Here is a 21,432-nt window from a genome sequence, read left to right on the forward strand (position 1 = left end):
TCAGCTTACCATCTCACACCAGCAACTAATGTCAAACGAAACCGATACTCCCACGACGACCGCACAGCCAACACAACCTGGTCCGGATTTACTCACAGAACGAACGCTCGCAGGAATCTTCGTTCATCTCATCGGTCTTGGTACTGGATTCATCGGTACGAGTTTCATTTACCTGATCTCAGATTCTGATTTCAGTCGGAAGAACGCCCGGAATGCGACCAATTGGCAGCTCCTGTACTGGGGCACGCATTTACTCTGGTTCTGTGCGTTCGGCCTATTGTTCCTTTTCGACGCCGTTTTCCCTGATTCGACTCCGTTCAATCTTCTCTTCGCGGGGTTGTTTTTGGGACTCGCGGGTTCGTTCTTCGTGATAGGAATTTTGTTCCTATTACAGATCGCCTTCGTATTCGTCGCGTTCGCCAAGGCGATATTCGGCACAGCGTGGGAATATCCGATAGCTCCGGACATCGTGGGGTGGATACAGTCCAGAACGTCGGATAGCCCCAGTTGGTGGCTTCCGGTCGCGGCGTACGCATTAGTCGTCCCGCTGTTGTTCGGAAACCTCGCCTGGCTTGCGAACGGCGGCCCTGATTCTGACGTGTTGTTCTTCGCCTCCTTCGTTCTCTTGCTAGGGTCGATGTTCGTATCCGTCTTCGCGGTAGCAGCACTCTATCGTGATGCTTGCCATCTAAATGCGGCAGACGTCGGCTGGCAGCCGAACTGGATCGCGTACATCGGAACACCGATCATCGCAGGCATGTTGGCGTACATCGCCGTCTCGGTTAACTTTGGGTCGGAAATCCCGTCTGGCGTTGCCGTCTACGTGTTCATGTTTGCACTTTGGATCGCGACCATCATCTATCTCTTTAAGCGGTATAAATACGTTCGATCGGCGTAACGCTTTTCGGCTTCGTACGGCTGAACGTCGGAAGCGGATCGATCCCGGGCTACTTGGTCTGGTCGTCTTGGCTTGTAATGTTCCGCTTTTCGGACGGGAACCGACCGTTCCGCTTTCGTTCCCGCGATCCCCCTCGAGTACACGCGGAGGAACTCTCCGAATACGTAATTCGCCGGCCTATGCTTTTCACCCGTTGAAACTGACTCTCCCATTGATGACGCGTATCGCACTCGTCGTACTCGACACGCTACGAAAAGATGCGTTCGATCAGCATTTTTCGTGGCTGCCCGGTCGCCGCTTCGAGCGGGCGTGGTCGACTGCAAAGTGGACCATGCCCGCCCACGCCTCGCTGTTTACGGGAACGTACGCGAGCGAAGCGGGCGCAAACGCCAACTCGGAAGGGTTGGATTGTCCCGAACCGGTACTCGCTGAACTCCTCTCCGATGCTGAATACACGCCTCGGGCATTCAGTGCGAACCTCATGGTTTCGCCGATCTTCGGGTTCGATCGCGGATTCGACTCGTTCGAGGGGACGTGGCGCATTAATATCAACAGCAAAGGCATAACGGGATGGCGAGAACTCTTTCGGAACAGCCATTCCGGAGCAAAGAAGTACGCTACGCTGGTGAAAGGGGCGGCTGCCGGCTGGTATCGAATCCTCCCTTCGGTCAAAACCGGACTCGCACAGCGCTTGACCGACCGGTGCGTGAGAACCCTCTTTGAAAACCCTCGTCGAGATGACGGGGCGGCGGTACTGTTAGACTCCCTCCGACAGAACCGATACGCGGATGCGGATTTTCTTTTCGCGAATTTGATGGAAGCGCACGCACCGTACGTGCCCCCGAAGTCGTATCGAACAACCGGAGATGCATCGTACGACGAGGTTGCTGCGACGCTGACCGACGACGAGCCAGATGAACGATTGGTTCGCGGTGCGTACGACGACTCGGTCCGGTATCTCGCCGATCAGTACGAACGAATTTTCGCGGAACTACAGCGGCGCTTCGATTACGTCATCACGCTCAGTGATCACGGAGAACTCTTCGGCGAGCACGGGAGCTGGCGTCACTTGCACGGTGTGTACCCCGAGTTGACCCGGATCCCGCTCGTAATCTCGGGCGACGGAGTATCCGGAACATGCTCGAAGACGGTAAGTCTCCTCGATGTCCATCGGACGGTTCTCGCCCTCCTTGATGTCGAGGCTGCCTCCCGTGGACAAAACCTGCTCGGCACGCTCGACGATCAATTTTACCTCGTCGAATACGAAGGGCTTCGAGCCGCTCGCCTCGAGAAGATGCGCGATCGGTACCCCGATCAGTTGGTCACGTCGTACGATCGGCCGCTGAACGGTCTCGCCGGGCCGAACGAGTACTACGGCTATCAAACGCTCGAGGGGTGGGAAGAGCAGGGATCTCCGCCGGCGGAAAATCCGCGGCTCCTTCTGCGGGAACTCGCCGCATCGATCACGCGCAGGGATGAAGACCGAAAGTCCAGCGTAGCCGTCTCGGAGGACGTGCGGGCGAAGTTAGAACATCTCGGCTACGCGTGATCGGCAGATAGTTCAAACATTTGTCTGGGATCGACGGATCCACTCCGCAGACCCCTCGAGTATCGGACTCGTCGAGGGTCCGGAAACAGGTACGGAGCGTCGGATCGTTCGCACTCTCCGTTGCGACCACGTCGCGGAATCGATGGGATTCCGAAGTGTGGCGGTGGATCCCGACGGTCGACCGACGATTCACCGGGGTTCTCGAGCAGAGATGGTGAGCACGAATTTTGCTTCAGACGTCCTATAGAGGGTTTGAGGTGCCAAAATTCGCCAAAAACTCTTGGAATTGGCTTCATCGGTGTCGTTGCAATCTGGTTGCTCGAGTTCGAGCCGATACTATTTGATATACCGTTATAACATTTACACATGGTGGGTCCTCCGTGTTGGAGGCCTGAACCGCACAATATCCAATGATTCGGCGTCCAGCACATCTACTGTACTAAAGAACACTTTAGTGCAGTAGATTTAGGTGGGTCGATACTGTACCCGACACACGAATGTCGCCACCAGCGGAAGACGGCGCTACGCCGGAAAAAACGAGAGTTACGGACGCCCTCGAGCGCTATCTGACCAGCCTCTCTGCGGGCGGATCGCGAAACACCCTCGAGTGGGTCCTCCATCGCGGCGAGCAGTCCTTTCGATCGTACCTCGAGGAAAACGGTATCGCATACGTCGCCGAAATCGATACCGCGTGCTGTCGCGATTGGGGGATGGAGCTCCGCACCCGGAACGCCCAGGACGAAATCGCCGCCTCGACGGCTCACAACTATTACATGTACACCCGCGCGTTCCTCTCGTTTTGTGTCCGGGATCAGCTTCTCGAGACGAACCCCGCCGCGACGGACGCCGCTCGGGAGTTCCTCCCGGAGGACACGGGCAAACGAGATCGCCAGTTTTGGGATCAGGAGACTCGAGAAGAGCTCCTCTCGTTCGCCCACGCTCGAGTGGATCGCGCGTACGACGACGACGGGACCGACCTCGAGCGCGCATACCGGGACCGGGCGCTCGTCATCTTGCTCGCGCTCGCCGGACTTCGTGGCGCGGAGGCGTTCGCGGACCCGCACGACGATCGACGGAACGGACTCACCTGGGAAGACGTCGAGTTGAACGACGAACGCGGCCGCGTGACGGTGCTCGGCAAGTCCCGCCAGTACGAACGCGTCGGCCTTCCCGCGCGCGCGAAAGACGCACTTGAACGCTACCGTGCCGTGCTCGAGCCGCCGGCGGAGGACTGGCCCGTGTTTCCGACGGGCCATTATCCTTCGAAGCGACGAGCCCTCGAGGCCGAGTATTCCCCTGAGAGAGTGGATCGGATACTCGAGGAGCGGACGACCGACGAAGCGCTCCGGGAGTTCGAGGTTTCACCGCCCGCCATCTCGAAAAACGGGGCCCGGAGTGTGATGAAACGCCTGTGTGAGGAGGCGAACCTCGAAATCGATGGCGAGTACCTAAAACCCCACGGCGGGCGGCGCGGCCTCGGCCACGAACTGTACGCGAGTGGCAACTCGGAACTCGCCCAGTCGGCACTGCGACACAAATCCATCGAGACGACTCACGAGGCATACAGCGATATCCAGCCCGAAGACGTTGCAGAGCGGATCGACGACGTGATGGACTAGCGTTCGACGGCTCTCATCGATCGAGTCGACTCGCGGCTTACGATCCACGCTGTTTTTCTCGATGAGTCTGACTGAATGGGGTGGATTTACATAATTACAAGACAACGTGTGACCATGGTACTCGAAATCGACCTCGAAGATGCTGCACAGAAACGCGAGGATCTCCCGGCAGCCGACGAAGTGTACGATCAGGACGAAGCAATTTCGCTCGCAGAGATATTCGACGACGCGTTCGTTCAGGCTCGAACCGAGTTCGACTCCTTTGAGGACCTGGTCGCGGCCAGCCCGAGCGACGCCGAGACCGGTGACGAACTCGAGAAGGTGGGCCACGGCGAGTGGGACGAGTTCGTCGCCGAGACGACCGAGTTCGAGGACGGCGAGGAACTCGTGATGGAAGCTCGAGATCACTGGGTCGCCAAACGACTCGACCTGGCCTAAGATCGGTTCGATTACTGGCTCCGTTATCTGACAGGCGATGCGTTGGGGGTTTTGTGAGATTCGTCGCCGAAATCGATACCGTTCGATCGATGTCTCCGTGGACGAGTCTGGTGAATACTGTTGTCCGCGTTTCCGTTCATCGCGTGCGAACGGAAAGGGGGCCGCTAATCGATGAAGAGTGAACCCCCAGCAACAGTGTCCGATAGTGCGACTTCGGGATATCTGTAGAAAAACGGTCGATTTTCGATTTAGTAGTTACCGGTCGAAACGATCGGCGGCGATCCGTGCGGACCGTACGGTGCGTCGTCGAGCCATTCGCCCGCGGCTTCGAAGTGATCCGAGAGCGAAGCGGCGACCTCTTTTCGGAGGACCGTCACCGGATCCTCCCCCTGGAGATACTCGAGCGCTTCTCCCGCGGCTTCGAGGTTGAATTCGGCCGCTTTCTCTCGTCGCGCCGCGTAGAGTTCGATTTCGTCGCGGGCGACGGCGTCGGTTCGTGCACCCAGTGCGACCGCAATTGCCGACGCCGCTTCGTCGGCGTCGGCGACGCCGGAGTTCATTCCGCGCGCGCCGAAGGGAGCCAGCAGGTGGGCGGCTTCGCCGGCCAATAGCACGCGGCGGTGATCGTCGACGAAGGTATCCGCCATAACCTGAAGGAAATAGTACGTCGAGACCCATTTCAGGTTGTCCACGTACTCCTCGCCCATGATGTCGCGGATGAACTCCTGCATTCGCTCGTCGCTTTTGAGGTCCTCCGGATCGTCGTCGCCGAGACACTGAATATCGAGTCGCCAGCCGCCGGTAAACGGAACGAGCAACACGTTCCGACCGTCGGTTTCCGGCGCGTCGTAGTGGAACAGCCGCTCGAGTTCTTCCGAGTGTCCGCCTTCTTCTTCGATGTCGGCGATGAGGAACGCGTTCTCGGACTGGTCGCCTTCGAAGTTCGCGCCGATTTCGCTGCGAACTTCCGAGCCGCCGCCGTCGGAACCGATGAGATACTCGGCCTCCCACTCGGTTCCGTCGCTCGTTTCGACGTGAACTCCCTCCGGCGAGGTATCGACGGTGACGACTTCGGAATCCCAGTGGATGTCGATGCCGGCGTCCTCGAGGGCGTCGTGCATGTACGCTTCGGTGACGACCTGTGGCACGCTGGTAAAGTGGGGAATGTCTCCGCTTCCACCCGGCGAGTCGTAGGTCCGGTTGAACACTTCTTTGCCGCGGTACAGCGTGCGTCGAGTCGGCCAGACGAGCCCTTCGTCGACTAGATCGGTCCCGAGCCCGGGGTGGACGCGCTCGAGCGTTCGAAGGGTCGAACCGTGGACGTAGATTGCGCGGCTGCCGTCCCTGTCCCGGTCTTCCGATTCCGCCTCGAGGATGGCGGTGTCGATCCCCCGTGCGTGTAGCGCGAGTGCTGCGCTCATCCCGACTGGACCAGCGCCTGCGATCAGCACTGGTTCGGTGTTCTCGTTGGTGCTCATAGTCGTATTACTATGTAATCTAAAATGCTCCATAATGTTTACGGTACCCGATCCCATTTTTAAGCTTCATTTTTTAAACCGATGGAAATGAGATATAAGGTATTTGGCTCGTGTAATCACGATGCCGTCCATTGCGGAGATAACGCGCTTTTAGCGCTTGTCTGGCCGGTCACTTGGGGTAATTGACGCACAACGGTATATCTATCGACACCGGTATGTCCGCTGTTGTTCGTTCTCCCCTACTCGAGTAACGAACTGCTGATACGGATTACTGTAACGATTTACCGGCGGTGAGTCGAACCGTGTGAGACGAGCCTCGGTGGAGGAGCGGAGCGAGTCCACCGGCGCAACCGCAGGACTAGACGCGGTTGCGCCGGAAATGACTTACAGTAAACCGTATGACGCCCGGTGAGCAACCGGGATGAACAGAATAACCGCTTGGCCGGAGAGTGATCTGTTCGATACCAGTCGGCTTCTCTTGATTACAATTACCGTTCTCTGATTGCGACCGTTGTTTTGTTGTTTGCGATCGCCGGTTATCGATTTCGACTGTGACTTTTCCATTTGACTTGGTCTACTTGGGGGGACCTCTGACAATCGCCGCCCAATACCTTGCCTTAAAGACATGTTAAACCGTGTTTTCGGGCGGCTACAGGCTTTTGATTGACACGTTTCTCATCGCGTTACCGATACCAAAACCGTCGCCTGCCACGAGACGTGTCGACTGTTATAGTAGTGATAATAAATAGGTTAGCAAGATTGCATTCTTCCGTGATGCGATTAGCACGGACACGACGATTGCAGACCACCAGTGGGGATCGATCGGTCGACTGGGGTGGGGGTGAGGATGGATGAGCCATACACGTGGGGTGATTCGGACAACGGATGCATTGTCGGTTTCGACGCTCGAAGAGTGGGGGAGTGCTGATGACGGTGTCCGGTATACGACTGACGACGTGGCCATCGAATCCGATCCGCACACCTGTCAGTTCGCGGGTCGACCTAGTGAGGGGGATGCGGTTCTGTGTTGGGTAATCGGCGACGTGTACGGGTACGATGCGGGCTCGACCGGTCGCTTCGTCGAGTACGAACCTCGACCTCCTGATACCAACGCGGCACAGTTTTGCGTCTCGCTGTACGAACAGGAAGGCTTGGACTTCGTTTCTCGCCTCAACGGCAATTACACGCTGTTGTTGTACGATCAACAAAGCCAGCGATTGTCGCTGTGTACCGATCGGTTCGGAACGGTTCCGCTCTACCTGACTGAGACGGACGACGGCGCGACCGTGTTCTCGACGAACGTCCAGCACCTGCCGTCTCATCCGGCGATCGATACCTCCTTCCACACCGGCTTCCTGCACGAATATCTCGCGTTTCGACGAACTTTCGGCGTTAAAACGCCCCTCGAAGGTGTCGAGAAACTCGAGCCAGGGACGATTGCGACGATTTCGCTGGCCGACGGAAGCCAGACGACCGAACAGTACTGGCGTCCGCAGTATCAGCCGCGCGATGAGCCTTTCGAGTGGTTCGTCGAAGAGTTCACGCAGCGATTCCGGACGATTATGGACGAGTGGACACACGACGACCGCGAGTACGGGGTGTTGCTCTCGGGTGGAAGTGACTCTCGTCTCGTTCTGTCCGCTCTCGAGGACGCGACGGCCTTCCACATGAACGACTGGAAGAACCGCGAAGCCCGCATCGCAGAACGGGTTGCGCGGGAGGGTGGTGCCGACTTCGAGGTGCTCAAGCGGGGGCCACAACACCGGATCGGCGCACTCGAACGCAACCAGTGGGCGGGCTCGTTTAACGGATGGTTCACTCAGCCGTATACGGCCGGGTTCGAAGCGCAGATTACGAGCCAGGTCGACGGACTGTTGTCGGGACTGTACGCCGATTCGCTCTTTGGCGGGTACAGTATCCCGTCTCCGTCGGTTTCCCTCGGTCCGATCGGATCGATGACGATCCCGGTCGAGCGCTCGGTAGAGACGGTAGACGAGTACATCGATCTGCTGCTCGAGGACGCCCACGACGGCCTCGATATGCCGACGGATCTCCGCACGGTACTCGAGTCGAACATCTCTCGAGACGGAGAGCGAATCGTTCACCACGGCGTTACCTACGAATCGCTCGACGAACTCGTCTACTACGGCAACTGCTACCCGCTGTCGAACGACGACGACATGCGCTTTCGAACGGCGCTTCGTCAGTTGTTGCCCTATCGATCGCCGTTTCTTGACGATCGGTTACTCGAGCTCTCCCTGTCGATGCCGATCCGGTATCGCCTCCGGCGGAATCTGGTCGGACAGGCGGTCGATCGACTCGCCCCCGATCTCGCTTCGATACCACACTCGAGCACCGGCGTTGCACTTTCACAACCGTTCCCGATCGAATACGTGAGCACCCACCTCCGCGAATTTTGGGCAAAGCACGTGAGCAATCGGGAGCCACCGGAACCGTACCTAACCGAAGGACCCTGGTTAGACGACGCCGAACTGCTTCGCTCGTTCGGGTTCGCAAACGACGTCCTCGACGAACAGGAACCGCTCGCCGACGCGTTACCCGGTCCCGACGTCGATTCGATCCGCGAGGTGTATCAAGACCACCACGACGGCTCGGATCACGTCGTCGAACTGTACACGTTATTGACCGTTCTAACGATGCCAGTAACAGAACACGTACTCAACAGCGAGACGAAGACGGAACAGATCGATACGACCGCAACACCGCCCGTCGCTCTCGAAAACGAGGTGATCGACGTTGCCCGACGGACGTGATTCGGTCGTCGTTACTGCATCGCGATATCCCCACGGCTACGCGTCGGTTCGATCACTCGCCGATCGGGATATCCACACGGTCGTCGCCGTCGACGATCCCGAACTCAGCGTCACCGCCTCCCGCTTTTGTGACGAGGCGGTGTTGATTCCGCCGCCGAGTAATCTCCCGGCGTACAAGGACGCGTTGTTGGGTCTGGCCGCCCGACGTGACGTTCGGACGATCGTTCCGCATCGACCCCACGATACGTATCTGCTCTCGAAGTACGCCGAGGAGTTCGAGCGACACGTCGACGTCGTCGTTCCGCAACTCGAGACGTTGAAATCCGTTCACGACCGAAAACGGCTCGCGGACGCCGCGGAACGCGCGGGCGTATCGATACCCGAGACGAAGCTGTTGGGCGACGTCGAAGAGTGGAGCGGCGAACAAATCGTCAAATCGCGGTACAACGTCCTCACCGACGAGTATCTCGAGGACTTCGAACTCGAGGATTCGAAAATCGCCAAATCCGTCGAACACGTTTCAGCCGGCGAGTCACCGGATACGGCCGCACTCGTCGACGACATGTCACACGAACCGATCGTTCAGGAGTACGTCGAAGGCAGTGACGAGTACGTGTTCGGTGCACTGTACGATCACGGCGAAGCCGTCGGTACGTTCCAGCACCGCCAGATCCGCGGCGATTCCTACACCGGAAGCGGCGGCGTCTACCGCGAGTCGGTCGACATTCCGGCACTCGAGGAGGCCGGTCGGGCGATCCTCGACGAACTCGAGTGGCACGGGCTCGCCTGTATCGAGTACATCGAAGACGCGCAATCGGGCGAGTTCAGCATCGTCGAGATCAACCCGCGAATGTGGCAGTCGCTCGCGTGTGCAACGCGTGCGGGAGCGGACTTTCCGTACTGGTACGTGCTCCAGGCCGGAAACCGGTCGGATCTGATCGATCCCGAATACGAGGTCGGCGTCGGAACGCACTACCTGTTCGGAGAGCTCGAACACCTCGTCAGCATCGCCCGCGAGGACTCGCCGTTCGTCGAACGTCCGTCATTGGCGGTGCGGTCGGGCGAAATTACGCGCTCGTGTGTTTCCACGCCGAACTTCGATTATCTCCACCTGGACGATCCGAGACCGATCGTTCGACAGCTCCGATCCGAACTCGAAGGGGCGGTGAAAAAGCGGTTCGGGTGACGGAGATACTGTGGCGATCGGTTCACTGCGTGGGTGCTACCGTTTGGCGGGGACCGCATCGGGGGAAACATCGTTGTCGGTCTCGTCGTATTCGACGATGGTGTCGCCGTCGATGAACTTTTGTGTCCGTTCGTTTTCGGGGTTCTCGAAGAACGTTCGAACGTCGTTTTTCTCGATAACCTCTCCGAGGTAGAGGAATACGACATCGTCGGCGATGCGTTGTGCCTGTTCCATGCTGTGTGTAACCATGATAATCGTGTACTCCTCCTTGAGGTCGACGAGCGTCTCCTCGACGGATTCGGCAGAAATCGGATCGAGCGCAGACGTGACCTCGTCACACAGGAGAACGTCGGGTTCGACGGCCAACGAACGGGCGAGACAGAGCCGTTGTATCTGGCCGGTGGACAGTTCTGCACCGGGGGTTTCGAGTCGATCCTCGACTTCGTCCCAGAGGTTTACCTTTTGCAGGTAGGACTCGACGAGGGCGTCGAGTTCGTCCTTCGAATCGTAGTCGCCGTGGAGTTTCACCCCGTAGGCGACGTTCTCGTAGATCGACAGCGGCAACGCCGTCGGTGTCTGTGGGACGTAGCCGATCCGTTTTCGCAGCTTTGGTATCGGTTCGTCGGTGTTGTAGATCGACTGATCGCCCAGGTGGACGTCGCCGGAAATATCGACGTTGGGTTGGATCTCGTGAAGCCGGTTTAACGACTTTAGCAGCGTTGATTTCCCACAACCGGAGGGGCCGATGATAGCCGTCAACTGATTTTCCGAAAAATCGATACTGACGCCTTTGAGTGCTTCTACTTCGCGGTCTCCGACGTACGTTACGCTGAGCTCTTCCGTGGTAAGTGCAGTGTTCGTTGTCATGAGTGACGACCTCCTGGTGCGTACCGGGCGTATCGCCCGGCCAGTAGTTTCGAGACGAGAATCAGTCCCAATACGGCGATGATCAGGATGAACGATGCCGCGTAGGCGTGAGACCGAACTTCAGCGTTGAACGACATCGCCTGATCGAAGATGAGTACGGGGAGCGTCGTCGCCCCGTCGAAGGGTCCCGAGGGCATATTGGTGCTTCGACCGGCGGTGAAAAGGACCGTCGCGGCGTCGCCGATTCCGCGGGCGAAGCCCATGACGATTCCGGCGATGACTCCCGGAAGCGCCGCGCGTGCTGTCATTAGCGCCGTCTCGAACCGTGTCGCCCCGAGACCGTACGTCGCTTCCTTTACCGAATCCGGTGCGGAGCGCAACGCCTCGTCCGTATATCGGGTCATAATCGGGTACTGGAAGATCGCGATCGCGACGATTCCGAAGAATAGCGACGTTCGGGCACCGATTGCGATGATCACCGTCAGCACGAAGACACCGTAGACGATCGGCGGCGTTCCCCAGAGCACGTTCAGAAACATGTTTACGGTGTCCGAGAAGCGCTCGCTCGAGTAGTCGCTCTGGAGGTAGATTGCCGTCGAAACGGCGAGCACCGCCGAGACAACTGTCGCCGGTCCGACGATGAAGATACTTCCGAGAACTGCGTGCAAGAATCCGCCGTCGCCCTCGAGCATGTATCGGGAACCCGGCGGTGTTATCGCGATCGCCGGATCCATGAGGAAAACGCGCCCCCCTCTGTAGATCGTCACGCTGATCACGAGCACCATCACGGCGACGACGAGGGTGGCCGCACCGCGTGCGAGCAAGCCGAAGAGTCGTTGTTCGGTGTATCTATCCATTAGAACTGCCACCTCTGTTGGAGTCGCTGCCGGAGAATCATCGCGCTGAAGTTAAACAGCCACACGACGACGATGAGCATCAGTCCGACGAAGATTAGCGCGGATTGAGTGAGCGGCAGCGACATTAGCTCGCCGAAATCGTTGACGATCAGCGTCGGAAGCGTCTGTCCCGTCGCAAACGGTGAGCTCGGTAAGTGGGTCTGGCCGCCGATGAGCATCGCCGGGACGATAGTCGCGCCGAAAACGCGTCCGAACCCAAGCAGTATAGCCGAAAAGATGCCGGGGCCTGCGGCTCGCAACAGGACGATCCTGATCGTCTCCCACTTCGTCGCGCCGACGCCGAGTGATGACTCCCGGAGTTCGTCCGGAAGCGCCTCGAGCGATTCGACGGACAACGAGATCATAAACGGCGTGACGACGATCGCCATCACGAGACTGACGGTGAAGATGCCGAGACCGGTCGCACTGGAGCCGACCGCCGGTGCGAGATAGTCGCCGACGAACGGGACGACGACGATCAGTGCGACCAGGCCGAAGATGACGCTCGGGATCGCTGCGAGGACGTCGATGAACGACGAAACGAGCGTCTTCGTTCGCCCTTCCGCGTATTCGGCGATGTAGATCGCCGCGAGAATCGCGATCGGGGTCCCCATAATCATCGTGAGGGCGGTCACGTATACCGTGCCCACGATAGCCGGCAAGAAGCCGAACTGGTTCTGCGCGGGATCCCAATTCGAGGACGTTAGCATTTGTACCAGCGAGTACTCCGAAAGCAATGGGAGCGACTGGTAGAGCAACGCCAGAACGATCAGGGCAAACAGTGCGATAGCGAAGTAGCCAGCACCCTGAAGCCAGTACCCACTCACTCGTTCCGTGAGCAGGCGCCGACCCAGACGACTTTGACTTCCTGAGTCCGTCGAACCCCCCATCGGTTAGGTTATGGCCCCTCGTTTAGGTCGTCCTGCGCTTCCTCGAGTCGATCCTCTTCGAGCGGGACGTAACCGTTGTCTCGGACGTACTGTTGTCCGTCCGTGAGAACCCACTCGACGAAGTCGTGGGAGTCCTCGCCGAACTCGCCGTTCGACGCGAGGAACATCTCGCGTGCTGGTGGCGCTGGATACGTGCCGTCTTCGACGGCGGCGAGGAAGTCGTCGCGCGTCTCGTAGAAGTCCTCCTCGTCGGAAAGACCCTCGCCGTCGAGGTCGAGCGGCACGGGACGGATGTCTCCCTCGAGTTCGCCGCTCTCGTGATGGTAGACGTAGTTGATATTGTTCAGCGAGATCGCGTTTTCGTTGCCGGCGATCGCCTCGGCGACCGGCTGGTCGCCGTTATGGTTTCCGTCCGAGAGACTCTCGAGTTCGTTCTCGGTGTAGGCGTCGTCTTCGCCGCCGAGGAAGTCGCCCCACTGTTTGTACGCGGCGGATGCATCCGACCGTCCGTAGACGGTAATTTCCTCGTCGACATCGGCGTCGACGACCTCGCCCCAGTTCGTGACCTCTTTCGTGAAGATGTCCTCGAGATCTTCTCGAGTGAGCCCGTTCTCTTGCAGTTCGTCGATGACCGGGTTGTCGGCGTTGACGGTGCCGACGACGGTGTCGATGAGCATCGGAACGGCGAACAAGCCGCCTTCGATCTCTTCGGGCTCGGGCTCGCGCCCCATCATGGCGATGTCGACCTGGTCGTTGGTGACGTCCGAGACGCCGACACCAGTTCCGCCCCCCGAAATATCGAACGACGTGTCCGTTTCGTCTTCGTAAATATCTGCCCACACTTCGACCATCGGAAGCGGACCGACCCCACCGGAGATCCGGACTGTATCACTTGAACCGAGGAAAGATGTACAACCGGCGAGTGAGATCGCTGAACCGACTCCTGCGAGTTGCAACGCAGATCGACGCGAATAGGTACGTTCCATAGGTAACTCCCCTAGTAACTAGCTCCTTGTATTCCCTCGGCACCCAGCAATTCTTTGGGACGTACCTCGGAACCAGCAAAACTCTCCAGTCGTGCGTGTGAAAAACAGGCAAAATCGACTCTACACCGATCAAACCCAGAATACGCCCGTATAGGTCGTCGAAACCCAGAATTAACAGGTATCTTGATATTCCGCCCGACTTCGAAAATCTTTCTTCGCTCAAGAGCTGGCCGAGTAGCGGCACTAATAATCGAGAAAACGAGCTTCTCGCGCATCAGTGCTCCTTCAGGACCGCTATCGCAAATATTGCGTCTACCTTCGACGGCAAATATCTCCGTACTTCGACGGCGAACACTTCCGTACTTCGACGGCGAACACTTCCGTACTTCGACGGCGAACACTTCCGTACATCGACGGCGAAACGATTCTTGGCCGCCGACCGCGAACCCGCTCTCGTGCACTCGGCTCCGGCTGACGTTTGTCGTTCGATAACGGCACTTCGGCCGGTCGGCTGGACCGAACTGCGCGAGCCCTCACAACAGTATCAGTAGTGCGACTAGCGAGAGGGAACTAGTAGCGATTAATGCCAGAAAAACGACGAGGGCAGGCGTCATGCCGGTGTTTCGAAGGTGGTTGAGCTGTATCTCGGTTCCGAGCCCGACGAACGCGAGCACGAACAGCCAATTGTACGCGTTTTCGATCGACCGTTGTTGACCCTCGGAGAACATGCCAGCACTGGCGACGAGGACGAGCACGAGGAATCCGAGAACGAATTTCGGGAACTCGTCCCACAGGGTGCGGACGGAGACGTTTCGGTTCGTTCCCGAACCCGCATAGTACGTTGCGTAGCCGAGTACCACGAAACCGATCAAGGCGTTTCTCGAGAGTTTCGTCATCGTCGCCCACTGTCCAGCGGCCTCCGAATGGGCGAATCCAACCGCGACGACGGGTCCGGTGGAGAACATACTCACGCCGGCCCAAATTCCGAAGATCGTTCCCGATAGGTCGAGTAGTTCGCCGATGATCGGGTAGACGACGATGGTAAACGCGTCGAACAGTAATACTGTCGCCGCAGCGTACGCGATTTGCTCTTCTCGAGCGTCAATCGAACCGGCAACTGCGACCACGGCAGAGACGCCACAGATACTCGCTCCCGCCGCGAGCAACGAACCGAGCCGAGTCGCGAGCCCGAAGACGTTTCGCGAGAGCACTTCGACGACCAGAATCGTGCTCGTCGTCACGAGAACGACGACGAGGATGATCGTCGCCCCGACTTCGAGGATTGTATCGAGCGTCAATGACGCTCCCATGAGGACGATACCTGCTCCGAGCCAGAGTTTGTGAGTGGCGATTCCTGGCCCGAGACGACCCGGGATACCGATACTGTTCGCCAGGACGAAGCCGATCCCGATTGCGATCAATAGGTGATTGAATCCCACAACGAGTTCGAGACTCCGTGCGAGGACGGCACCCACGCAGAGAAACCCGATCCCCGGAATCACCCGATAGGTGTCCATCTATTTACCAGGGAATCCGTATTTCGAGCGTTATGGTGAGCGCAACGATCACCGCTCCGACAGTGACGCTTTGCCAGTCGCGCTCGAGCCTCGACCAGTACGCCCGCGCGGCCACAACCAGTCCTCGGTGGTCGATCGTCATTCGTTCGCGTTTGAACGAGCGCCGTACTTAACCCTTGCCGATTCCGTCAGTTATAGAAGAAAATATTTCCTGTACCTGTGACGTTTCATTTTTGCCTTCGGTTGTAACCCACTTCATTTCAGTGAACACCTGATATCAATGAGAAATTCCTCTACACAATAGATTATCGTATTGAACTATATTGGAAACTTACTTGTGTGATTCCTATCCAATCTCACCTATGCCGAACGCTCCCCGCCGCACGCTCCTCGGTGGCATCGGTTCAACCCTCGCCGTCGCCGCCGCAGGGTGTCTTTCAGCTTCCCAAGACGGAGACGAAGCGGACGACGAAGCCGAAGCGGTTCCCGATATCCTCGGGTACCTCCCCACCGCCGCCGGTGACGAGTCGATGCTGCTCACCGTCACCGATATCGAGGCCCGGGAACTCGTCGACACGGCGATGAGTACGTCGATGGTCTACTACGGAGACGTTCTCGACGAAGATGCCTCGCCGACGAAATCGGTATCGATCGCGAACCTCGAGCAGGACGATCCAGAAGTCATCACCGTCTTTTCGGGCGATCCGTCAGTCAACGACGATGTCGCTGGCGTCCTCGAAGGACAGGAAACGGCCGACGGGATCGAATACGAACTCGCCGATCCGCATCCGGCTATCGAAGAGATCGTCGTCGGCGTTTCCGGCGAGACGGTCATCGCCGCCGAGTCGGTTTCGCTCCTCGAGGATGCCCTCGAGTCGGCGACCCAGGACTCCGTCTCGTTCCTCGAGGAGTATTCGACCGTCGGAGACGCGTTCGAAACGTTCTCCCGCGCCGATACCCTCCGGGTTTTCGTCGGAATGGACGACGACGGTTCCGGTTCGACTATCGACCCCGACGACGTTCGATTTACGGCGACGGCATCGACGGTAATCGACGAGTACACGATCGAAGAGCAGGTCGGGATCGAATTTGTCGACGAGTCCGCGATCACCGACGAGGTCCGCGACGAACTCGAAGCCGATTTCGGCAACGGCACTGGAACCCGATCTCCGGAACTCGAGGAGGACGGCTCGCTCGTGACGGCGACCTGGATGCGAGACCTCGAGGCCGAACAGGAGGCGCGCGATCACGAGAGCCCGAGCGTTTCACCAGCCGTTGAAGTCGATCCCGACGACGACTTCCTCGAACTCGAGGTCACGCGGGGCGATCCGACGCCGCTCGAGGAACTCACGCTCGAACTGAACGACGAGGCGTACGACGAGTCGATCTGGGCCGACGGACGGGACGAGATCGAAGAAGGCGACACGCTCTCTATCGAGATGGACGATGTCGAACCGAATCAACGGCTCCGGATCCGACACGATCGCCCCAACGGCAGTTCGTCCATGGGCACGACGATCCTCAATCGCTTCCAGTTCGACTTCGAGTACGATCGCGAAACGGAAACGGTGACGGCCACCTATGTCGACGACCGAAAGTTCCCGCTCGAGGGGGATCACGTCTATCTCTCGATCGTCGACGGGACGTACCACGGCGGCGGAACCGTCGGTCAGGAACCGACCGTCCTCGAGTCCACTCAGCCGTGGGAGGGCGCTGAACTGAGCGTCGGTGACGAAGCAACGATCGACGGTGTCGAAATCGATTCGCGCGTTCTCGTCGGCTGGAAGGGCGACGAGACGCAGGATTCGATCGCAAACCACGTCGTGACGCCGCCGGGGAACGCCCGGTTCGAGTACGATTACGACGCGGACACCCTCGATATCGAACTCGGACTAGACGGCAGCGAGCCAGCCGACGCCTACGAACTTCGGGTCGACGACGAGTCCGCCGCCGTGCAGTGGACCGACGAGTACGAAACGGTCGGCGATGGCGCGTCGATCACCGTCGAGGATTTCGATATCGGTTCCACGGCGACGGTCGTCTGGGTCGAGGACGACGTCGATATCGGTCGGACGACCGCGCGACCGCAGATCTTCCTCGCGCTCGAGGGTAGCGACGACGAACTCGAGCTCACCCACGAGGGCGGCCCGTCGCTCCCGGCGACCGATCTCACGGCGGCGATTCGCGCTGATGGCGAGGATGAAGCGGTCGATCTCGAGACCCTGGTCGATGGCGAGTTCGCCGACGGAGAGACCGTCACGTTCGACGCCCCGCCCGTCGAAAACGTCGTGGATGTCAGGCTCGAATATCAGGACGAGTACAGAGTTGGCTCGGCGTGGCTCAGCGCGGACGAACTGTAACTTTTCTGGCGCGCTTCAAACACTCGGAGCGTATTTTGAGAGCGGATGGGGAGATGGGATTGATCGCACCACGAGACGGATCGTTTTCCGGTCTGCTCTCCGGCTCCGTTTTCGAACGTTGTAGCCCAGTCTGTCGCTTCGATACTACCGAGTTTTCCCTCGAAGATACGCGGAGATTCCTTCGCTCACGAGTACGATCCCGAGCATCGCGATCAGGATGGTCAACACGTTCGACCACTGGAAAAAGTCGATCGAGGCGTCGAGGGAGGCGCCGATTCCGCCGGCACCGACGAACCCGATGATCGTCGCTTCGCGGACGTTGATGTCCCACCGGTACGTGGCGACGCTAACGAACGTCGGCTTTATCTGCGGCACGATTCCGTAGACGACGACATCGAACGGGGAGCCGCCCACCGCGCGGATCGCCGCTACCTGTCCGGGGTCGATCTCTTCGATCCCTTCGGCGAGTAATTTGGAGACGAAACCGATCGATCGGAACGCAACTGCGAGGACACCGGCCAGTGCGCCGGTTCCGAAGATGATGATGAACAAAAGTGCCCAGATGATCACGTTGACCGACCGCGTGCCGACGATGAGGAATTTGCCGACGGCGTAGGTGATCGCGTTCGGTGTCGTGTTTTCGGCACCGAGGTAGGCGATCGGAATCGAAATGAGAATCGCGAGACCGGTCCCCAGGATCGCGATGTTGATCGTTTCGACGAGCGGCGGAACGATCTCGAGGCTGTAGGAGAGGTTCGGCGGGTACATTCGACCGAGCAAGTCGCCCAGGTTTCTCGGCGCGTTTACGACGAAATTGTACCGAATATCTAGCCGCCACCACGAGAGTACGGCGACGACCACCACTCCCACGACGGCGAGAAATTGGAGCACTCTCGTCCTCGTATCGTACTTGCTCCAGGAGGTTCGAAATTCGGCCGACATTACTGAACCCTCCGTCGAATAAGCGCGCTCACAATCTCGCCGATCATGACGACAGTGATGATCGCGAGCACGATTGCGAGGCTGAAATCGTATTCGTACCGATCGAAGGAGTTGAGCAACGTGACTCCGATCCCGCCAGCGCCGACGATTCCGACGATCGTGCTGGCGCGGATGTTGATGTCCCACCGGTAGATTGCCAGTCCGACCATTCGCGGAATCACCTGCGGCGCGACGCCGTAGACGAGAACCTGCAGTCGACTTCCGCCGACGGCCCGAATCGCGTCGGCTTGTCCCTCGTCGATGTCCTCTAACTCCTCTGCGAGGAGCTTAGCGTAGAACCCGGGAGTCGCGATCACCAGCGCGATGACCCCTGCTAGCGGGCCGAGACCGACGGCGACAACAGCGACGATCGCCAGCACCAGTTCGTGAAGCGATCGCGAAACCGAAACGATCGTCCGCCCGACGTAGTACACGGGCCGCGGAACCAGGTTTTCGGCCGCCATCACGGCGATCGGAACGCTGATCGTGACCCCGATGAGAGTCGCGACGATCGACATCGCGATACTCTCGATCATTCCATCCCAAATTCGCTGGCGGGCTTCGGGAGTGAAATCCGGCGGGAACATCGTGGCCAGCAATCCCTGTGTGGCTTCCGCTCCGTTGATCACTCGAGCGGGCGATGGCCGAAGTTCCCACGCACTCCACAGGACGAACAGGAGGAAGACGCCGTAGACGATGTACTTCGTCTGCCTGTTGTAGAAGACGGTCGGCCGGGCCCACGAGTCCGAAGCGTCCTCGGTTGGGAGTTGCTCGTTGCCGTTCGATTTCGGACTACTCATCTCTGTCACCGAGAGGGACTCGATCCTGCATTTCAGAACGATCCCTCCGTTTCGAGTTCGACCGACTCCGTCGTGTCGGGTTGCCGGCCGTTCAGCGAGCCGGTCTGGGCCCGTGATTCCCCACCTCGATAGATCGTGTCTCGAGCGCCGTCGTCGAGTTCGCCTGGCGCGCCGTCGAAGACGATCCGCCCGTCGGTGAGGCCGACGATCCGGTCGGTGTGCTCGAGCGCAAGGTCGACTTCGTGGATGTTGATCACGACCGGAATCTCCTCCTCTCGCGCGATTTCGGTCAGCAGTTCCATGACTGCGGCCGACGTTTCGGGATCCAGCGAGCTCGTCGGTTCGTCGACGAGCAGTATCTTCGGTCGCTGGAGTATCGCGCGTGCGATGCCGACCCGCTGTCGCTGGCCGCCCGAGAGCTCGTCGACTCGCTTATCCTCGACGTCCTCGAGGCCGACGCGATCGAGAATTTCGTAGGCTTTACTGATGTCCTCCGCATCGAATTTTCGACGAAACGCCTTCCAGTTGCTCATATAGCCGAGACGGCCGGAAAGCACGTTTTCCATGACGGTGAGCCGTTCGATCAGGTTAAACTCCTGAAAGATCATTCCCATCTCTCGACGAGTCCGTCGCAGGTCCCGCTTCGATAACGAGGTGATCTCGGTATCGTCGAGGACGATCGATCCTTCGGTCGGTTCCGTAAGGCGGTTTATACAACTGATAAGGGTACTTTTCCCCGCGCCGCTCGGGCCGATGACCGAGACGACTTCGTCGCCCGATACCCGCATCGAAACCCCTTTCAGCGCCTCGTCCCCCGTCGGATACTCTTTTCGCAGATCTGTGATGGTGAGCATAGTGTGTTCGTGGATAATCGCCGTCTTTTGTGAGAGCCGATCGCAGACGCCCGTTCTTAGATGTCGCTCGGATCGGTCAGGTCGACGTCGTTCGCTTCGTGGGTAACGAGGATGTCGTGCCAGTGCGTCGCGTAATCGATCTCCGTGAACTGCCCCCGTCCGTCGAACTCTTCGGCGAGTTCGGTATCGGAGTAATCGTACTCGAGAAACGCGCGCTCGATTCCGTTTTGAACGTCCGACGGGAGGTTGTACAGATACGAGAACCCGGTCGTAACGATCGGTTCGCTCTGCCAGACGACTTTGATGTGCTCGGGGTCGACGTCGCCCCGATCGGCGACTCGAGTCACGCAGTAACTACAGACCGGTGCGACCTCGTGATCTTGGTTGTAAATCGAGAGGACGAGGTTTTCGTGGCTCCCGATGTGTTCGACATCGTAATCCTCACCGGGCTCGACGCCGAACTGGTCGTCGAACATCGCTCGAGGCATGAGGTTGCCGGAGTTCGAGGACTGGTCGCCGTGTGCGCCGTCGCGGCCGGCGAAGTCCTCCACGGAGTTGATATCGGTGTTGCTCATGTGGGTGATCGCCCACAGGAAGTAGCCCGCGTCGTCTTCGGAGACCTGGATGCCGAACGGAACCGCGCCCGCGAGGTTGACCGCAAACGGGAGCGGACCGGTCGAAAAACCGCCGATGTGGAGCTGTTCGCTCCGCATCGCTTCGACCTGTGCTGCGTAACTTTCGACCATATTGGTCTCGACGTCTCGACCGGTCTCCTCCTCGATATTTTCCATGATAGGGTCGAAAACACCCTCGTACTGTGCCGGATCCTCCGTGGGCGTCATCGCGAACAGAAGCGTATCCGGATCGATAATTTCGCTGTCATCTGTGGGCGGGCTTCGAACGGGGTCGCCGTACACCGGTTCGTCGCGTTCCTCGAACGCCTCGATATCCTCGACCGAGCCGTTGTCGTAGTCCATCAGCGTGGACATCCGTTGTGGGAATTCCGGACTCTCCGGATCCCACTCCGGGAAGTCTTCGTCCGCACCGTCGGGAATTTCATCGTCGGTATCGCTCAAACAGCCGGCCAGCGCTCCCGTGACCGCCCCACCGGCCCCCGCTAAGAGCGTCCGCCGACAGACCCGACAGCAGGAAGTCTTCCGCTTTGCACCATCTGCGTCGCCGTCCGTTCGGAACTCGTCGGACATCGTCGGTTGATCCAACCGAGAGAACGGGTAAAAGCCGTTATAATATCAATATGGTGAGTAAAAGAGCGATATATAGCGCTCAGTTCGGATACGTATTCGTACGGAAGGGGGTGTCCCGTTAGGCTTCGATCCTC

18 protein-coding genes are annotated in these 21,432 nt (G+C 58.9%); 7 read left to right on the plus strand and 11 right to left on the minus strand.

The features are described from left to right. Positions 1-28: 28 nt before the first annotated feature. From ACZ5C7_RS01490 to ACZ5C7_RS01505, 4 genes are all read left to right on the plus strand, one after another. On the plus strand, positions 29-898 hold the full coding sequence (locus ACZ5C7_RS01490; RefSeq protein ID WP_464374623.1) for a magnetosome magnetite crystal formation protein family: 870 nt from the start codon (positions 29-31) through the stop codon (positions 896-898). A 214-nt stretch (positions 899-1,112) separates the two neighbouring features. Further along, entirely contained in the window at positions 1,113-2,447 is a 1,335-nt protein-coding gene (locus tag ACZ5C7_RS01495; protein WP_464374624.1) for a sulfatase-like hydrolase/transferase, read from the plus strand. Positions 2,448-2,944: 497 nt separating this feature from the next. Then, complete coding sequence (locus tag ACZ5C7_RS01500) at positions 2,945-4,066, plus strand: tyrosine-type recombinase/integrase (protein WP_464374625.1); 1,122 nt, start codon at positions 2,945-2,947, stop codon at positions 4,064-4,066. Between the two features lie 114 nt (positions 4,067-4,180). Then, positions 4,181-4,504, plus strand: coding sequence for a hypothetical protein (locus tag ACZ5C7_RS01505; RefSeq protein ID WP_464374626.1), 324 nt, complete (start codon positions 4,181-4,183; stop codon positions 4,502-4,504). 248 nt (positions 4,505-4,752) lie between these two features. On the opposite strand, the gene ACZ5C7_RS01510 is transcribed toward ACZ5C7_RS01505, so the two are convergent. After that, complete coding sequence (locus ACZ5C7_RS01510; RefSeq protein WP_464374627.1) at positions 4,753-5,982, minus strand: FAD-dependent monooxygenase; 1,230 nt, start codon at positions 5,980-5,982, stop codon at positions 4,753-4,755. An 851-nt stretch (positions 5,983-6,833) separates the two neighbouring features. On the opposite strand from ACZ5C7_RS01510, the gene ACZ5C7_RS01515 reads away from it, so the two are divergent. Both ACZ5C7_RS01515 and ACZ5C7_RS01520 read left to right on the plus strand, forming a co-directional pair. After that, a complete protein-coding gene (locus ACZ5C7_RS01515; protein ID WP_464374628.1) occupies positions 6,834-8,756 on the plus strand; it encodes an asparagine synthase-related protein in 1,923 nt (640 codons plus the stop codon). Further along, a complete protein-coding gene (locus ACZ5C7_RS01520) occupies positions 8,740-9,942 on the plus strand; it encodes a carboxylate--amine ligase (protein WP_464374629.1) in 1,203 nt (400 codons plus the stop codon). Before ACZ5C7_RS01515 ends, ACZ5C7_RS01520 begins: the two co-directional genes overlap by 17 nt. Before the next feature lie 36 nt (positions 9,943-9,978). On the opposite strand, the gene ACZ5C7_RS01525 is transcribed toward ACZ5C7_RS01520, so the two are convergent. The 6 genes from ACZ5C7_RS01525 to ACZ5C7_RS01550 all read right to left on the minus strand — a co-directional run bounded on the left by ACZ5C7_RS01525 (position 9,979) and on the right by ACZ5C7_RS01550 (position 15,240). Then, positions 9,979-10,809, minus strand: a complete 831-nt coding sequence (locus tag ACZ5C7_RS01525) for a phosphate ABC transporter ATP-binding protein (protein WP_464374630.1) — start codon at positions 10,807-10,809, stop codon at positions 9,979-9,981. Continuing rightward, on the minus strand, positions 10,806-11,666 hold the full coding sequence (locus ACZ5C7_RS01530) for a PstA family ABC transporter permease (protein ID WP_464374631.1): 861 nt from the start codon (positions 11,664-11,666) through the stop codon (positions 10,806-10,808). Before ACZ5C7_RS01530 ends, ACZ5C7_RS01525 begins: the two co-directional genes overlap by 4 nt. Then, on the minus strand, positions 11,666-12,595 hold the full coding sequence (gene pstC / locus ACZ5C7_RS01535) for a phosphate ABC transporter permease subunit PstC (protein ID WP_464374632.1): 930 nt from the start codon (positions 12,593-12,595) through the stop codon (positions 11,666-11,668). Before pstC ends, ACZ5C7_RS01530 begins: the two co-directional genes overlap by 1 nt. 8 nt (positions 12,596-12,603) lie before the next feature. Continuing rightward, the gene (locus ACZ5C7_RS01540) at positions 12,604-13,581 is read right to left on the minus strand and encodes a PstS family phosphate ABC transporter substrate-binding protein (RefSeq protein ID WP_464374633.1); all 978 of its coding nucleotides are present in this window, start codon (positions 13,579-13,581) and stop codon (positions 12,604-12,606) included. A 533-nt stretch (positions 13,582-14,114) separates the two neighbouring features. Beyond that, entirely contained in the window at positions 14,115-15,098 is a 984-nt protein-coding gene (locus ACZ5C7_RS01545; RefSeq protein WP_464374634.1) for a YeiH family protein, read from the minus strand. 4 nt (positions 15,099-15,102) lie between these two features. Further along, a complete protein-coding gene (locus ACZ5C7_RS01550; RefSeq protein WP_464374635.1) occupies positions 15,103-15,240 on the minus strand; it encodes a hypothetical protein in 138 nt (45 codons plus the stop codon). A gap of 220 nt (positions 15,241-15,460) precedes the next feature. On the opposite strand from ACZ5C7_RS01550, the gene ACZ5C7_RS01555 reads away from it, so the two are divergent. After that, entirely contained in the window at positions 15,461-17,458 is a 1,998-nt protein-coding gene (locus tag ACZ5C7_RS01555; protein WP_464374636.1) for a hypothetical protein, read from the plus strand. 144 nt (positions 17,459-17,602) lie between these two features. Here ACZ5C7_RS01555 and phnE (ACZ5C7_RS01560) read toward each other — a convergent pair whose 3' ends face one another. Genes phnE (ACZ5C7_RS01560) through phnD form a run of 4 tightly spaced genes read right to left on the minus strand, consistent with a single transcriptional unit; the run spans position 17,603 to position 21,298 of the window. Further along, positions 17,603-18,400 (minus strand): phosphonate ABC transporter, permease protein PhnE, encoded by a 798-nt coding sequence (gene phnE, locus ACZ5C7_RS01560; RefSeq protein ID WP_464374637.1) that lies wholly within the window; start codon positions 18,398-18,400, stop codon positions 17,603-17,605. Further along, the gene (phnE, locus tag ACZ5C7_RS01565; RefSeq protein ID WP_464374638.1) at positions 18,400-19,239 is read right to left on the minus strand and encodes a phosphonate ABC transporter, permease protein PhnE; all 840 of its coding nucleotides are present in this window, start codon (positions 19,237-19,239) and stop codon (positions 18,400-18,402) included. The genes phnE (ACZ5C7_RS01560) and phnE (ACZ5C7_RS01565) overlap by 1 nt, the downstream gene beginning before the upstream one ends. Positions 19,240-19,271: 32 nt before the next feature. Further along, positions 19,272-20,093 carry a phosphonate ABC transporter ATP-binding protein gene (gene phnC / locus ACZ5C7_RS01570; protein WP_464374639.1) on the minus strand — a complete coding sequence of 274 codons (822 nt, stop codon included), beginning with the start codon at positions 20,091-20,093 and terminating at the stop codon, positions 19,272-19,274. 56 nt (positions 20,094-20,149) lie between these two features. Continuing rightward, complete coding sequence (phnD, locus tag ACZ5C7_RS01575) at positions 20,150-21,298, minus strand: phosphate/phosphite/phosphonate ABC transporter substrate-binding protein (protein ID WP_464374640.1); 1,149 nt, start codon at positions 21,296-21,298, stop codon at positions 20,150-20,152. Positions 21,299-21,432: the final 134 nt, after the last annotated feature.

It is taken from the genome of Halostagnicola alkaliphila, from assembly GCF_055379965.1.

Bases quoted from the DNA above. Each gene is read 5' to 3' on its own strand.
- ACZ5C7_RS01490 (WP_464374623.1), top strand. From the start codon at position 29: ATGTCAAACGAAACCGATACTCCCACGACGACCGCACAGCCAACACAA.
- ACZ5C7_RS01495 (WP_464374624.1), top strand. From the start codon at position 1,113: ATGACGCGTATCGCACTCGTCGTACTCGACACGCTACGAAAAGATGCG.
- ACZ5C7_RS01500 (WP_464374625.1), top strand. From the start codon at position 2,945: ATGTCGCCACCAGCGGAAGACGGCGCTACGCCGGAAAAAACGAGAGTT.
- ACZ5C7_RS01505 (WP_464374626.1), top strand. From the start codon at position 4,181: ATGGTACTCGAAATCGACCTCGAAGATGCTGCACAGAAACGCGAGGAT.
- ACZ5C7_RS01510 (WP_464374627.1), bottom strand. From the start codon at position 5,982: ATGAGCACCAACGAGAACACCGAACCAGTGCTGATCGCAGGCGCTGGT.
- ACZ5C7_RS01515 (WP_464374628.1), top strand. From the start codon at position 6,834: ATGAGCCATACACGTGGGGTGATTCGGACAACGGATGCATTGTCGGTT.
- ACZ5C7_RS01525 (WP_464374630.1), bottom strand. From the start codon at position 10,809: ATGACAACGAACACTGCACTTACCACGGAAGAGCTCAGCGTAACGTAC.
- ACZ5C7_RS01530 (WP_464374631.1), bottom strand. From the start codon at position 11,666: ATGGATAGATACACCGAACAACGACTCTTCGGCTTGCTCGCACGCGGT.
- pstC (WP_464374632.1), bottom strand. From the start codon at position 12,595: ATGGGGGGTTCGACGGACTCAGGAAGTCAAAGTCGTCTGGGTCGGCGC.
- ACZ5C7_RS01540 (WP_464374633.1), bottom strand. From the start codon at position 13,581: ATGGAACGTACCTATTCGCGTCGATCTGCGTTGCAACTCGCAGGAGTC.
- ACZ5C7_RS01545 (WP_464374634.1), bottom strand. From the start codon at position 15,098: ATGGACACCTATCGGGTGATTCCGGGGATCGGGTTTCTCTGCGTGGGT.
- ACZ5C7_RS01550 (WP_464374635.1), bottom strand. From the start codon at position 15,240: ATGACGATCGACCACCGAGGACTGGTTGTGGCCGCGCGGGCGTACTGG.
- ACZ5C7_RS01555 (WP_464374636.1), top strand. From the start codon at position 15,461: ATGCCGAACGCTCCCCGCCGCACGCTCCTCGGTGGCATCGGTTCAACC.
- phnE (WP_464374637.1), bottom strand. From the start codon at position 18,400: ATGTCGGCCGAATTTCGAACCTCCTGGAGCAAGTACGATACGAGGACG.
- phnE (WP_464374638.1), bottom strand. From the start codon at position 19,239: ATGAGTAGTCCGAAATCGAACGGCAACGAGCAACTCCCAACCGAGGAC.
- phnC (WP_464374639.1), bottom strand. From the start codon at position 20,093: ATGCTCACCATCACAGATCTGCGAAAAGAGTATCCGACGGGGGACGAG.
- phnD (WP_464374640.1), bottom strand. From the start codon at position 21,298: ATGTCCGACGAGTTCCGAACGGACGGCGACGCAGATGGTGCAAAGCGG.